This window comes from Candidatus Blochmannia americanus (nom. nud.) (assembly GCF_059934915.1).
In genome coordinates, this window is sequence record NZ_CP011792.1 from 119,232 (window position 1) to 134,421 (window position 15,190).

The 15,190-nt window shown below is 31.5% G+C and carries 11 protein-coding genes and 2 tRNA genes; all 13 read left to right on the forward strand.

The window, feature by feature from the left end; all coding sequences use genetic code 11:
* Positions 1–75 precede the first annotated feature (75 nt).
* Positions 76–930, forward strand: a complete 855-nt coding sequence (gene folP / locus Bamer462_RS00510) for a dihydropteroate synthase (RefSeq protein ID WP_500837761.1) — start codon at positions 76–78, stop codon at positions 928–930.
* Position 931: 1 nt separating this feature from the next.
* Complete coding sequence (gene glmM / locus Bamer462_RS00515) at positions 932–2,287, forward strand: phosphoglucosamine mutase (RefSeq protein WP_500837762.1); 1,356 nt, start codon at positions 932–934, stop codon at positions 2,285–2,287.
* A 157-nt stretch (positions 2,288–2,444) separates the two neighbouring features.
* Positions 2,445–2,732 (forward strand): preprotein translocase subunit SecG, encoded by a 288-nt coding sequence (gene secG, locus Bamer462_RS00520; RefSeq protein WP_500837763.1) that lies wholly within the window; start codon positions 2,445–2,447, stop codon positions 2,730–2,732.
* Positions 2,733–2,835: 103 nt separating this feature from the next.
* Positions 2,836–2,921: transfer RNA gene (locus tag Bamer462_RS00525), tRNA-Leu, on the forward strand.
* A 70-nt stretch (positions 2,922–2,991) separates the two neighbouring features.
* Positions 2,992–3,065, forward strand: a tRNA-Met gene (locus Bamer462_RS00530).
* A gap of 475 nt (positions 3,066–3,540) precedes the next feature.
* Positions 3,541–5,061, forward strand: a complete 1,521-nt coding sequence (gene nusA / locus Bamer462_RS00535) for a transcription termination factor NusA (RefSeq protein WP_500837764.1) — start codon at positions 3,541–3,543, stop codon at positions 5,059–5,061.
* Between the two features lie 29 nt (positions 5,062–5,090).
* Positions 5,091–7,769 (forward strand): translation initiation factor IF-2, encoded by a 2,679-nt coding sequence (gene infB / locus Bamer462_RS00540; protein WP_500837765.1) that lies wholly within the window; start codon positions 5,091–5,093, stop codon positions 7,767–7,769.
* Between the two features lie 95 nt (positions 7,770–7,864).
* Positions 7,865–8,227, forward strand: coding sequence for a 30S ribosome-binding factor RbfA (gene rbfA / locus Bamer462_RS00545; protein ID WP_500837766.1), 363 nt, complete (start codon positions 7,865–7,867; stop codon positions 8,225–8,227).
* A 30-nt stretch (positions 8,228–8,257) separates the two neighbouring features.
* Positions 8,258–9,040: a tRNA pseudouridine(55) synthase TruB gene (gene truB, locus Bamer462_RS00550; protein ID WP_500837767.1), complete on the forward strand. Its 783-nt coding sequence runs from the start codon at positions 8,258–8,260 to the stop codon at positions 9,038–9,040.
* 324 nt (positions 9,041–9,364) lie between these two features.
* Complete coding sequence (gene rpsO, locus Bamer462_RS00555) at positions 9,365–9,634, forward strand: 30S ribosomal protein S15 (RefSeq protein ID WP_500837768.1); 270 nt, start codon at positions 9,365–9,367, stop codon at positions 9,632–9,634.
* Positions 9,635–9,875: 241 nt separating this feature from the next.
* Complete coding sequence (gene pnp / locus Bamer462_RS00560; protein ID WP_500837769.1) at positions 9,876–11,972, forward strand: polyribonucleotide nucleotidyltransferase; 2,097 nt, start codon at positions 9,876–9,878, stop codon at positions 11,970–11,972.
* A 599-nt stretch (positions 11,973–12,571) separates the two neighbouring features.
* Positions 12,572–14,329, forward strand: coding sequence for a DEAD/DEAH box helicase (locus Bamer462_RS00565; protein ID WP_500837770.1), 1,758 nt, complete (start codon positions 12,572–12,574; stop codon positions 14,327–14,329).
* 107 nt (positions 14,330–14,436) lie between these two features.
* Positions 14,437–14,865, forward strand: coding sequence for a DNA polymerase III subunit psi (locus Bamer462_RS00570; RefSeq protein WP_500837771.1), 429 nt, complete (start codon positions 14,437–14,439; stop codon positions 14,863–14,865).
* The last annotated feature ends 325 nt before the right edge of the window (positions 14,866–15,190 follow it).

Sequence of the window (15,190 nt, forward strand, 5' to 3'; positions counted from 1 at the left end):
AGTGTTTTATTTTTTTGATATGAATTAAATAATATAGATTAATTTTAAATAATTTTTGGAGATGTCTTTAAATTTATGACATTGGTTATGAATAATTGTATTTGGGATTTTTCTAAAATTCAAATTATGGGAATTTTGAATGTTACACCAGATTCTTTTTTTGATGGAGGCAACTATTGTAACGTTTCTAAAGCAATTGATCATGTGTTTAATATGATTACTAATGGCGCTACTTTAATTGATGTTGGCGGTGAATCAACACGGCCTGGGGCCGACGGCATCAGCGATGAAGAAGAAGCGGACCGTGTTATACCTGTAGTACGCGCTATAGCGCAGCGTTTTGATATTTTTATTTCAATAAATACATCATCAGCATTAGTCATACGCGAGAGCGCAGCTATTGGTGTGCATCTGATTAATGATGTACGCTCTCTTACCGCTGAAGGAGCGATGCAGGCTGCTTTATGTTGTAAACTACCGGTGTGTTTGGTGCATATGCAGGGAGAGCCTAAGACAATGCAAAATTCTCCTGTATACTCTACTAATATTATAAATGAAGTAAATGAGTATTTTACTCAACAAATTACTCGTTTTGAATCGGCAGGTATTGATAGAAATAGGTTATTACTTGATCCTGGTTTTGGTTTTGGAAAAAATTTAACACATAATTATCAGTTATTGGCTAATTTGAAATATTTTCATCATTTTGGTTTACCTTTATTGGTAGGTATATCACGTAAGTCTATGCTTAATCTTAGCCGTAATCAACATGACCCTAAACAAAGGTTAATAGGTAGCATTGCTTGTGCAGTGATTGCGGCTATACAAGGCGCAAAAATTATTCGTGTTCATGATGTTCAGGAAACAGCAGAAGCATTAAAAGTAGTGCGTACTATGGTGCGCTACAGTAAAGGAGGGGAAAAAAACTGATATGAATCGCTGCAAATACTTCGGTACTGATGGCATTAGAGGTAGAGTAGGAAGTATTCCAATTACTCCGGACTTTATGTTGAGACTTGGGTGGGCTGCAGGAAAGGTATTAAGTCATTTTAGCGGTGGTCGGTCTAATTACATTATCATTGGAAAGGATACTCGTATTTCTGGATATATGTTAGAATCAGCATTAGAATCAGGATTAGCTGCTGCCGGTTTATCTGCAGCATTAACTGGTCCCATGCCTACACCAGCTATTGCATATTTAACCCGTGCTTTTAGAGCTGAGGCTGGTATTGTAATTTCTGCTTCGCATAATCCTTTTTATGATAATGGTATTAAATTTTTTTCTATTAAGGGTGCTAAATTAGATACTGAAGTAGAGCGTTCTATAGAAACAGAATTAGATAAATGTTTAACATGCGTTGAACCAAAAGAATTAGGGAAGGCTAGTCGCATTGTTGATGCAGCTGGTCGTTATATAGAATTCTGTAAAGGAACATTTCCTGCTCATCTGAGTTTGAGAAAATTAAAAATAATTGTAGATTGTGCTAATGGAGCTACTTATCATATTGCTCCAAGTGTATTTCGTGAGCTGGGCGCTAATGTAGTTACAATTTCGTGTCGTCCAAATGGAGTTAATATTAATAAAGAATGTGGTACTACAGATATTCGGAAATTACGTGCTCATGTTTTATCAAAAAAAGCAGATTTAGGTATTGCTTATGATGGGGATGGCGATAGAGTAATTATGGTAGATCATTTTGGAAATAAAGTAGATGGCGATCAAATGCTCTATATTATTGCTCGAGAAAAATTGTATTGTAGACAATTAACAGGAGGTATCGTAGGAACTCTCATGAGTAATATGGGACTTGTATTAGCATTAAAACAGTTAAATATTCCTTTCGCACGTGCTAATGTTGGTGATCGGTGCGTGCTTGCAATGTTAAAAAAAAGGGGTTGGTGTATTGGTGGCGAGAATTCTGGTCATATTGTACTTTTAGATAAAACCACCACAGGAGATGGTATTGTTGTTGCTCTGCAAATATTATCTGCTATGGTAAATAATTGCGTAAGTTTATATGAATTATGTAATGATGTGTGTTTATTGCCGCAGATTTTAGTTAATGTATATTGTTCTAGTATTAAGAGTCCTTTAGAATCTGATTTGGTTAAGAAAGAAACTAAAGCAGTAGAACAGGAGTTATCTGAGCAAGGACGCGTATTATTACGTCAGTCTGGTACTGAACCATATATCCGAATTATGGTAGAAGGAAAAAGTTACGATAAAATATTATATTTGGCAAATAGGATTGCTTCTGTAATTAAATCAGCAATAAAATCAATATAATAGTCATTAGATTGAAATATTACGATATATCGTGCATTACAATATCGGTAATTTATATAATATATTTTATATAAGAAAAGTTTAGTTTAATATTAATAGATATGGACACAATCTCATTGTGAATAGTATATGCTTATATGAGGGCGAAATAACATTTATGTATCAATTTTGTTTAGTTGTTTTTTTAATTATAGCAGTAGCTTTAATTACATTAATTATGTTGCAGCAAAATCAAGGTAATAATTCAGGAGGAGGAATGTTGAGTAGTCGTTCTTTAGGGGATATGTTAGGGTCAGGAGGTATTAATGATGGTGTAACGTGTTTGATAGTAATTCTAGCGATATTATTTTTTTTATTTAGTTTGTTACTAGGTAATATGAATAGTAAGCAAAATCAAAAATATATGCAAGGCAATGTGCAAAATAGTCAATTTCAGGATAAATAAAGTTATACAGGTTTTGTATAAATAGCATCATTTAATAATGAATTGATGAAAAAGATATATACATATATATCATTATAGCGATTAATATGAAACCTTATTAATAACCGAGGTGGTGGAATTGGTAGACACGCTACTTTGAGGTGGTAGTTCTCTTATTTGAGATTACGGGTTCAAATCCCGTCCTCGGTATTATTCGTGATATAAATAATTTGCTTTCTTAACGTTATATGGTGTACAATTCTCGCTGTTTTGATACAGACGCGGGGTGGAGCAGTATGGTAGCTCGTCGGGCTCATAACCCGAAGGTCGTTGGTTCAAATCCGACCCCCGCAACCGTATTAAGCAAATTATTTTTTTAATCGTAATAATACACGTTATGTGTAAGCTGCATCCTGTTGTAATAATAGAATAATAGAAAATATATTGATATGAGCTAGAGACGTGGTATCAATTATTAAATTATTTATGGGTACACGTTGATATTTAAAGAATCTTAATGAATTTCTTATAATATTAGGAATATACCTACCAAATAAGTGGATCACTGATTGTTTTCTATGAAAATTTCTCAAGATTTATGAATTTTGTAATATTGAATAGAATTCTGTTATATGATAACAAGGTTATCTGATCTGAATAGGACAATAAATTGGTGTATGTTCATTCATCATAGTTTTGCAATTGTATCAATAAATACGGTAATTTTCTGATTCTAACGTGGATGAGTGGTAGGTTATTTGTAAGATTTATTTAAACGACAATACATATATAGCTATTAAAAAAATAATAGCATTTTGAGACAACTAGGATGAATAAAGAGATTCTGGCTGTTGTGGAAGCAGTGTCTAACGAAAAAGCTGTACCTCAAGAAAAAATTTTTGAGGCGCTAGAGATAGCATTATCTGCTGCTACAAAAAAAAAATATGAACAAGATATTGAAGTACGTGTGGTAATTGATCGAAAATCAGGTCGGATTAATACGTTTCGGAGATGGATGGTAGTGGAACAAGTAACTCAACCTACTAAGGAAATTACGTTGGATGCTGCTCGGTTTGAAGATCCAAAAGTTCAAATCCGTGATTATGTTGAAGATGTTATTGAATCTATCAGTTTCAATCGTATTACAACACAAACTGCAAAGCAAGTTATTGTTCAAAAGGTACGTGAAGCTGAACGTGCAATTATTATAGAACAGTTTTTAAGTCGTCAAGGTGATATTGTTACAGGTATAGTAAAGAAAATTAATAGAGATAACATAAGCATAGATTTAGGAAATAATGCTGAAGGTATTATTAATAAGGAAGAAATGTTACCGCGTGAAAACTTTAGATTGGGGGATAGAATTCGTGGTATTCTTTATTTAGTACGGCCAGATTTTAAAGGTCCTCAATTACTTATAAGTCGTACTAAGACTGAAATGTTGACCGAATTATTTCGTATTGAAGTGCCTGAAATTGGAGAAGAATTGATCACGATTAAAGCAGCAGCACGAGACCCTGGCTCACGAGCCAAAATTGCTGTTAAAACAAATGATAAACGTATTGATCCAGTGGGGGCGTGCGTGGGTATGCGAGGAGCGCGTGTTCAAGCTGTTTCTAGTGAATTAGGAGGTGAACGTGTAGATGTTGTATTATGGGATGATAATCCTGTACAATTTGTTATTAATGCTATGTCTCCTGCTGATGTTGCATCTATTGTGATAGATGAAGATACGCATACCATGGATATTTCAGTAGAGGAATCTAATTTAGCTCAAGCTATTGGAAGAAATGGACAAAATATTCGATTAGTGTCCAAATTAAGTGGTTGGGAACTCAATATTATGACTGTAGATGAGTTGGAAAAAAAACGCCAAGTTGAAATATGTGCTATTACCAATATTTTTATTCATACTTTAAAAATTAGCGATCAATCTGCTAAAATTTTAATTAATTCAGGATTCTCTTCGATTGAGGAATTGGCTTATGTACCTATAACAGAATTATTATCAATAAAAGAATTTGATAAAAAGACAATAGAAACCATTAGGGATCGTGCAAAAAGTGCTTTAAGAAATTTTTCTGAATCTCATAATAAAAAAAATATTAAGGATCATGATAATAATCATGTTGCTTTTATTCATCCTATTACAGGATTAATGAGATTGTCTAATATTGAATATGAATTAGCATTAAAATTAGTTGAGCGTGGTATTTCTACATTAGAGGATTTAGCTGAACAGGATATTTCAGATCTTTCCGATATTGAAGGATTAACTCAGGAAAAAACTGGAGAATTGATTATGGAAGCGCGTAACATTTGTTGGTTTGATAATGATAATACACATTAATATTATTGAAGTAATGATTAAGGAAAGCCATGATAGATAGAACTATACAATCATTTGCTGTGGAAATGAAAATGTCAGTTGATCAATTAATACAATGGTTTTCGAGTCTTGGCATTTTTAAAACAGAAACAGGTGTTGTAACTCAAAGAGAAAAAGAAATTTTATTTAAGTATATGAATTACAATAAAAGCAGTATATTTAATAAATTAACACTACGACGAAAAACACGTAGTACTTTAAGTATATCTAGCATTGGTGGTAAAAATAAACGTGTACATATAGAGATACGCAAGAGACTTACGTATATACAATCTACTTTACAAGAGACAGATCTTATTGATGTAACAAGTAAAATGGTGTCTGATGTTAATCACAAAACGTCCGATTTACCTGTAAAGGATAGATTAGTAAACAAAAAAGTAGATAATACTGTAAATCCATTATTATCAACACAAATTTCCAAAAAAAATCATCGTTATTCTGTAACATCAGAATATAAAGAAAAAGTAACAGGAAAAGTGCGTCATAAAGTTCAAGGCAAATATTTACAAATGTCAGATAGAACACATGCGCTTGAATGTAAGTCTGGGGACTATTGGAATATTAAATCAAATACAAATCCAACTCATTCTAATTTAGAAGACACCCATGGTAATAGTAAACTGCATTGTTTTCCTCCTGCGTCAATAGAGAAAAATAGTAGTAATCAAAAGTTAGAAAATGAACGAAGAAATCGTTCTCGTGTGCGTGCGCGATATCGGAGTAGCGGGAAGACAACTAAGCAACAACCACATAAAAGAAGTAATAATCATCGTTTATATGAAGTTATACCGGATGAATTTGGTAGAGAAGAAGAGTTGTATATTCCAAATCGTATAATCAAAAGTAGGCGTAAACAAAGCGCGTTATTACAAGTTTTTAATAAACCTGTTCAAACAATTGCTCGCGATATTATTATTGGAGAAACTATAAGTGTAGTTGAGTTAGCCAATAAAATGTCAATAAAGAGTTCGCGTGTTATCAAAGTAATGATGCAATTAGGTATAATAGCAACTATTAATCAAATTATTGATCAAGATACCGCTCAATTAGTAGCAGAAGAAATAGGGCATAATGTTATTTTACGTCGTGAAAACGAACTAGAAGAATTGATTATGAATGATCGTAATACTGACGCATCGAATTGCGATATGATCGAAAATAGAGCTCCAATAGTTACCGTTATGGGCCATGTAGATCACGGGAAAACTTCTCTTCTTGATTGTATTCGATCAACTAAAATAGCTTCTTCTGAGATAGGAGGTATTACTCAAAGTATAGGCGCGTATCATGTACGTACTAACAATGGTATGATTACTTTTCTTGATACTCCAGGACATGCAGCATTTACTGCTATGCGTGCTCGTGGAGCTCAGCTAACGGATATAGCGGTATTAGTAGTAGCTGCTGATGATGGAGTTATGCCTCAAACTATTGAAGCAATACAGCATATTAAGGCTGCTAATGTTCCCGTGGTAGTAGCGATAAATAAGATTGATAAATCAGAAGCTAAACCCGAACGTATAAAAAATGATCTTAATAATTATGGTCTTATTCCAGAAGAGTGGGGTGGTGATACACAATTTGTAAATGTTTCTGCTGTTTCAGGAAAGGGAATAGATAGTTTATTAGATGCTATTTTATTGCAATCAGAAATATTGGAATTAAAAGTAATGTGTCATGGCATGGCTAGAGCTATAGTGATTGAATCTTTTTTAGATAAAGGGCGTGGTCCTGTAGTGGCTGTTTTGGTGCGTGAGGGTACATTAAAATGCGGAGATATAATACTATGTGGTACAGAATATGGACGGGTGCGCGCTATGCGCAATGAGTTCGGCCATGAGATTACTTCGGCTGGACCATCGATCCCGGTTGAATTATTGGGTTTATCAGGATCACCTGCTTCTGGAGAAATGGTAATTGTGGTGCGTAATGAAAAAAAAGCTCGGGAAGTAGCATTATATCGTCAAGAAAAATCTCGTGAAGTAAAATTAGCTCGTCAAAAAGAACCTAATATAAAAAATATATTTTCTGATATTAAGAATAACAGTATGGTTCCTGAATTAAATTTAGTTGTCAAATCTGATACACAAGGCTCTTCTGAAGCTATTCGTGAATCTTTAGAAAATTTATCAGTTATCGGTGATGTAACAATAAAAATATTGTCTTCATCTATTGGTGGTATTACTGAAACTGATGTTACATTAGCATTAGCTTCGAATGCGGTTATTTTAGGATTTAATGTTACCGCCGATCCTTCTGCTCGGCGTATAATTGAGTTGGATCAGTTAGATGTGCGTTATTATTCAGTAATTTATCATTTGATTAATGACGTCAAACAAGCGATGCGCGGTATGTTAGCGCCACAATATAAACATGAAAGTATTGGTTTAGCAGAAGTGCGCAATGTATTTAATTCACCAAAATATGGAAATATTGCTGGTTGTATAGTTGTTGAGGGGATGATAAAACATCATAAAAAGATTCGAATTATAAGAGATCATATAGTGATGTATGAAGGGGAATTAGAGTCATTACGTCGTTTTAAAGATGATGTTCATGAGGTACGGAATGGAATGGAATGTGGTATTGGTATAAAAGATTATAATGATATTCATGTAGGGGATATAATTGAAGTGTTTGATATGATAAAAATCTCTCATATGTAACTTTATTTAAGAGTATTGATTGTTAAATAGTTAGATTAAAATATTTATTATTTATCCATGTATGTGTATGTTTATTTTTACTGCGAGTAAGAGAAATGTACTGTCAACAAAGTTATCGTGCTCAGCGTATTTCTCAGGAAATACATAAAAAAATTTCTATTATCTTACAGCATAAGATGGATGATTGTCGTATAGGTACACCTACTATTTCAGAGGTGCAGGTGTCTAAAGATTTAAAAAATGCTAATATTTTCGTTACTTTTATTGATAAAGATAGTGTGGAGGAAATAGATGCGGCTATTATGATATTACAACGTGCCTCCCGGTTTATTCGTTTTTTATTAGCCAATACTACGTATTTGCGTGTAGTGCCTGTATTATTATTTAAGTATGATTCTTCGTTAAAAGAAAGCGCAAAAATAGGCAGGCTAATTGCTGCTATGGAAAAGTTGCGGTAGAAAAATTCAATTGAATAAATTACAGTTCTTATGAATAGATATAAGCATGAAATAAATCGAGATATCAGTGGTATTCTATTATTAGATAAACCTAAGGGAGTATCTTCTAGCTTATTATTAAATAAGATCAGAAAATTGTTTGGTGCTAATAAAATAGGACATACTGGTACATTAGATCCATTGGCTACAGGAATGCTTCCTATTTGTTTAGGACAAGCAACTAAGTTTGCTAAATATTTATTATATTCTGATAAAAGATATAGAGTAATTGCTCAATTAGGAATAAGTACTGATACTTTTGATGCAGATGGGAGAATTATTCGTGTATCACCTGTACAGTTTAATGATAATAAATTAGAGGAATGTTTAGAATCTTTTAGAGGAATAAAAGATCAGATTCCTCCTATGTTTTCATCATTAAAATATCGTGGATTACCTTTATATAAGTATGCTAGAAAAGGAATATGTATTTCTAGGAAACCCAGGATAGTTAAAATATATAATTTGAATCTTATTAAAAGGGTAGAAAATATTATTGAATTAGATGTTTATTGTTCTAAAGGAACTTATATTCGTAGTATGATTAATGATATTGGGGGGTATTTAGGATGTGGAGCGCATGTTATAGAATTGCGTCGTTTATCAGTAGGACAATATATTTCTTCTTCAATGATAAAGTTAACAACTTTGGAAGATATTTTTTATAATGATTCTTTTGACGATTTAGAAGCGTTTTTAAAATTAGATGCATTATTGATATCAATGCGTGAAATTAGGATTAGGTTGAACAAGATATCCGATAAAAAATATTGAAATCATTCATATATGTTCTGAGCTGTAACAAAAATGTTGAATGAATATATTTGGTGAATTTATAAATAAAATCACATGAACATATAGTATTGTTATATATATTGTTTGATATGTTTATAAGAATAATAAAAGGTATTGTGAATTTTTAACAGATATAGATAATGCTTAAGAAATAAGTTTCAATTGTTATTGAATTTATTTTTGTAATTAGATAGAAGGATAAAATAAAAAATTGAATATTGATTTAGGTTTGATTTAATTGAAGTATTCAAGATAATTTATCTTCAAATTAAACATAGGTTTTTTAAATAAAAGGTGCGTTTCATGTCTTGGAGTGCTGAAAAAAAAATAGAAATAATTTCTAAATTTGGTCGTGATTTTAAAGATACTGGTTCTACTGAGGTACAAGTTGCTTTATTAACTGAGCGTATTGATCACTTGAAACATCATTTTTTAAAACATAAAAAAGATCATCATAGTCGCCGTGGATTACTCAAAATAGTTGCGCATCGACGAAAACTATTGAAATATTTAAAAGAAAATAATGTGTTACGTTATACTAATTTAATAAGGAATTTAGGGTTACGTCATTAATATAAATTTGTGATTAGATTAAAATATTTTATTTGATACCTTTTTGTTTGATAAAGACATTATTAAGCATAAGTTTAAAAAAATGAAATTTTTTAATTTTTATACTTAAGATCATGATTTGTTTATGGACTATAAATTCATAATAGAAAAGGTACAATGAAGAATGTGTATTAATTAATCATATATGATTAATTAATACATCGAAACTTATATTTTCAATATAAATAAAAAGGATATAATTTTGTTAAATCCGATTATTCATGAATTCAAATATGGAAAGCATACTGTAATTTTAGATGTTGGAACTATAGCTCGTCAAGCAAATGCTGCAGTTATGGCGAGTATGGGCGATACTACAGTACTAGTTACAGTAGTTAGCTCTAATCAAATAAAATTAGAACAAGATTTTTTTCCTCTTGTTGTGCATTATCAAGAACGTACTTATGCTGCTGGAAAATTTCCAGGAGGTTTTTTTCGTCGAGAAGGTCGTCCAAGCGAAAACGAAATATTAACGTCTCGTTTGATTGATCGTCCTATTCGGCCGTTATTTCCTAAAGGGTTTTTTAATGATGTGCAAGTGGTTGCTACAGTAGTATCAGTTAATCCGCAAGTGCATCCAGATATTGTAGCAATAATAGGGGTATCTGCTGCGTTGAGTTTGTCTGATATCCCATTTTCTGGCCCAATTGGCGCTGCTAGAGTTGGTTATATTAAAAATAAATACGTATTGAATCCAACAATGACAGAGTTATCTAATAGTCAGTTAGATCTGGTTATTTCAGGAACTGAATCTAATATTTTGATGGTGGAATCAGAATCGTGTTTATTAAGTGAAAAAGAAATGTTAGATGCTATTGTATTTGGACACGAACAACAACAAACGGTGATTCATAATATTAATAAATTAGTTAAAAAATCTGGAAAACCTAAGCGTTCTTGGCAAGAAAAAGAAGTTAATTTTTCTTTGAAAACGTATTTATCCGAATTATATGAGTCTCGTTTTAAAGATATACATTATTGTTGCGGTAAGCAGGAGCGTCGTATTCAAATTGATAGTATTAAGCAGGATATAGCAAAAACCGTCCTGACCAATTATGATAATACTGCTGTGGACGAAAAAGAAATAATGCATCTTCTAAATTATTTAGAAGATCAATCAATTCGCTATCGTATTTTAACAAATAAATTACGTGTTGATGGACGCTCGAAAGACACAATTAGAAAAATAGATATAAAAACAGGTATATTACCGCGTACTCATGGATCAGCATTGTTTACTAGAGGCGATACTCAAGCATTAGTTACGGTTACACTTGGTACAGAACGGGATGCGCAGAATATTGATGGATTGACTGGGACCCGTGTTGATAGATTTTTATTGCATTATAATTTTCCATCATATTGTGTAGGTGAAATAGGTATTATAGGAGTTCCAAAAAGAAGAGAGATAGGACATGGACGTTTAGCAAAACGTGGTATGTTAGCGGTCATGCCTAATGCTAATGAGTTTCCTTATACAATACGTGTAGTATCAGAAATTACTGAATCTAATGGATCTTCTTCCATGGCGTCTATTTGTGGAGCATCTCTGGCACTAATGGATGCCGGAGTGCCAATTAAAACAGCAATTGCTGGTGTTGCTATGGGATTAATTAAGGAAGGAGAGGATTTCGTGGTATTGTCTGATATTGGCAGCGACGAGGACCGTATTGGAGATATGGATTTTAAAGTATCTGGTAGTCGTCAAGGCATCACGGCGTTGCAAATGGATATTAAGACTAAGACAAACGGTATTACTTATGATATTATAAGCATCGCTTTAAAAAAAGCAAAGTATGCTCGATTTCAAATATTAGATACTATGGAACAGGTTATTCAGTTTCCTAGAAAAGAAATTTCCAAATTTGCCCCACGGATATATAGCATTAAAGTTAATCCAGATAAAATTAAAGATGTGATAGGAAAAGGAGGGTCAGTTATTCGTTCATTGACTGAAGAAACTAATACTATTATTGATATTGCAGATGACGGTACCATAAAAATAGTTTCTTTAGATTATGAGCAAGCAAAACAAGCTATGCGTAGAATTAACGATATTACCGCAAATGTTGAAATAGGAGCTATTTATACTGGAAAAGTTACTCATATTGTTGAATTTGGGGCATTTGTTAGCATCCTTTCTGGAAAAGAAGGATTGGTTCATATTTCTCAGATTGCTGAAAGAAGAATAAATAAAGTGGGTGATTATTTGACATTAGGACAAGAAGTATTAGTAAAAGTATTAGAAATAGATCGTCAGGGACGAATCCGTTTAAGTATGAGGGGAATAAACTTGTAGTATTTTACTATGAAGATAACTCTGATTTAGTATATTTGAGTATGAATAATAATATGTGGTCTATGGATTTTTTATAGATGGGCAATTATCTTATATTCTTGAGTGTTTATATTGAAACTTATAATAAGTTGGTTGTATTTTGATTGTATATAATATACATAGCATATATATGTATATAAAAGTACAATCTATATTGTAATTATAAAAGGGGTAATATGTGGATAGTTGTACGATCGAATGAATAATAGCATATGATATAAACAGGTACAGGGAAATAAGTAAATTTAATTAGTGATACATCGTTAAAAATACGTTATTGTGTGCTTAATATTTAATAACGCTTCAAAAATTAATATTTTTCTCCTTTATAGTAGCGATATTTATACTTGTATTAATGCAAGATCCAATAAGTATTGGCGATTTTTTATAGTCATAGTTGTTATATAACCATAATATGTCTATATATATAGACATATTATTGAAATAACTGTTGTTAATGTATATGCGTATTTTTATATTAAGAAATATTATTTCTTAATATAGGATTGTGATGTTGATCTTGCTCAGTTGCTTATTTATTAAAAATGAGGTAATAATAGATGTTGAAACCCGTAGACTCTTTTGTGGATTTAGGATTAAATTATCATATACTTAATGTTTTGCATGATATTGGTTACGAAAAGCCTCTACCTATTCAAATCCAATGTATTCCGTATTTATTAGCTGGGCGTGACGTATTAGGAATGGCGCATACAGGTAGTGGAAAAACTGCGGCATTTGTATTACCATTATTACATAATGTTGATATTAATAATTTTTTTTCTCAAGGCTTGATTGTAACACCTACTAGAGAGTTAGCGATTCAAATTGGGAAAGTATGTGCTAATTTTGCAAGATATATGAAAAAAATTAATGTCGTTACTTTATATGGAGGTCAAAGTTATGATATACAGTTAAGCGCTTTAAATAAAAGACCTCATATTATAGTAAGTACCCCGGGTAGATTAATAGATCATTTGCATCGTGGTACTGCTGATTTATCTCAATTGAAAACTTTAGTGATAGATGAAGCCGACGAGATGTTGCGTATGGGATTTATTGAAGATGTAGAGCGTATTATTAAAAATATCCCAATTAAACGTCAAACAGCGTTGTTTTCTGCTACTTTCCCCATGGGTATTCGCCGTATAAGTTATCGATTTATGAATAATCCAAAAGAGGTATATATTCAATCTAATACTAATATGTGTGCTGATATTAGACAAAGTTATTGGTTAGTACATGGAATGGCTAAACATGAAGCGTTAATGCGTTTTTTAGAAACAGAAGATTTTGATGCTGCTATTGTTTTTGTTCGAACTAAATGTGCAACATTAGAAATTTCTGAAATATTAGAGAAATTTGGGTATAATAGTGCAGCTTTGAACGGAGATATGAATCAAACAGCACGACATCAGACGTTAGATCGATTAAGGAACGGAAAATTAGATATTCTTATAGCTACTGATGTTGCTGCTCGGGGATTGGACGTGCATCGCATTAGTTTAGTCATAAATTATGATATACCAATAAATTCTGATGCTTACATACATCGCATAGGGAGAACTGGTAGAGCAGGGCGTATTGGAAAGTCTTTGTTGTTCGTAGATCCTAGGGAATATCGGTTGCTACGTAATATTGAACGTAAAATAAACTTACATATTCCAGAGGTTCGGTATCCTACTGCTAAAACTGTACTTACTTGTCGTTTAGCTAAATTTACCAACAAAATAGAACATCGATTAAACATTGATAATGATTTGGATATATATAAATCTTTATTGTCTCAGATAAAACCTAGACAAGATTTAACAACAGAAAATTTAGCAGCTGTTTTATTAAAAATAGCACAAGGGAATCGTCCATTGGTATTGCCACCCGATCCAATTATTAAAAAAAAATCAATTTGTAAGATACGTATAAATAATAAGCGTCAAAATGATTATCATATTGATGATAAATCGGTAAAAACTAAATCACAATCTAAAATTTCTGATAATATGGATGTCTATCATATATCGGTAGGGCGTAATGATGGAGTTAAAATACGTCATATTATTCAGGTGTTTGTGAATAAAATTAGTAATATTCGTTATCATGATATAGGTCATATTCGATTATTTTCTTATTATGCTATTATTGAGTTAGCCAAAGGATTAGTCAGTAATAACATATTAACTCAGTTGTCTCATGTGTGTATTTTAAATAAACCAATAAATATTAAATTTTTAAGTAATATGTCTGCATGCAATGTTACGAATTATCAAAAAACATTTGTTAAAAATACATATATATCAGATAAAAGAAGATCATGTTAATTTAATCATTGTTCAATATATATATATATATATTGTTTAAATGAATTATTTGCATTAAGTTTTGTGAATAATGATGTATTGCGTGAGAATGAATATTTTAAATTTAAATGAGTACATGTATCTATAATAATAAACATAAAGAATATAATCGTATTTTACAGGCGTTGGGTATTACATTTTGGAAGTTACGATATCCCGTAGTTTTAGATAATAACAATTCAATTGAGTTATACCCATATCTGCGTTTATTATTGATATCGTCGGATCTTCCGGTATCATTAGATGATCCTTTTGTCAAGGATGTCATACATGCTATGCAGATTAATCTGAGAGCAGTGTGTGTATTGACTATCAATCAAATTAAAACTTTGATCATTCCAGTAAAGTTTTCTTGTTATTGTTGGTGGATTGATACTGAGGTATTTAGAGATTTTCATGGTATATCTATAAAAACCCCAGCATTACCGATATTGAAATGCAATATTCAAGCTAAGTGTGATTTATGGTACCAAATTGGGCGTACTATGCTGACGTGACAGTTTAAAATTATTTAGTAATATTTTTTATCAGAAACAAAAAAAGAAACAAAGTATTACGTAGTACATTAGTGATATTACTAATTTTTTTGTATATTTTAATTTTTTAAATTATGTTGGTTTATTTGTACAAACAAGAATTATATTATATAAATGAAGTTTATGTATGTAACATTGTCACGTTAAATGATACAAATTTTTTATTAATAATTATTTTTAATAAATTAAAGGTATTGATAATTTCAATATGAATCTACATGCATCATTTCTACTAAAAAATGTTCAGAATTATTCATAACTAAACTGATATTAGCCTAGTTAAACA

Bases quoted from the DNA above. Each gene is read 5' to 3' on its own strand.
- folP (WP_500837761.1), top strand. From the start codon at position 76: ATGACATTGGTTATGAATAATTGTATTTGGGATTTTTCTAAAATTCAA.
- glmM (WP_500837762.1), top strand. From the start codon at position 932: ATGAATCGCTGCAAATACTTCGGTACTGATGGCATTAGAGGTAGAGTA.
- secG (WP_500837763.1), top strand. From the start codon at position 2,445: ATGTATCAATTTTGTTTAGTTGTTTTTTTAATTATAGCAGTAGCTTTA.
- nusA (WP_500837764.1), top strand. From the start codon at position 3,541: ATGAATAAAGAGATTCTGGCTGTTGTGGAAGCAGTGTCTAACGAAAAA.
- infB (WP_500837765.1), top strand. From the start codon at position 5,091: ATGATAGATAGAACTATACAATCATTTGCTGTGGAAATGAAAATGTCA.
- rbfA (WP_500837766.1), top strand. From the start codon at position 7,865: ATGTACTGTCAACAAAGTTATCGTGCTCAGCGTATTTCTCAGGAAATA.
- truB (WP_500837767.1), top strand. From the start codon at position 8,258: ATGAATAGATATAAGCATGAAATAAATCGAGATATCAGTGGTATTCTA.
- rpsO (WP_500837768.1), top strand. From the start codon at position 9,365: ATGTCTTGGAGTGCTGAAAAAAAAATAGAAATAATTTCTAAATTTGGT.
- Bamer462_RS00565 (WP_500837770.1), top strand. From the start codon at position 12,572: ATGTTGAAACCCGTAGACTCTTTTGTGGATTTAGGATTAAATTATCAT.
- Bamer462_RS00570 (WP_500837771.1), top strand. From the start codon at position 14,437: ATGAGTACATGTATCTATAATAATAAACATAAAGAATATAATCGTATT.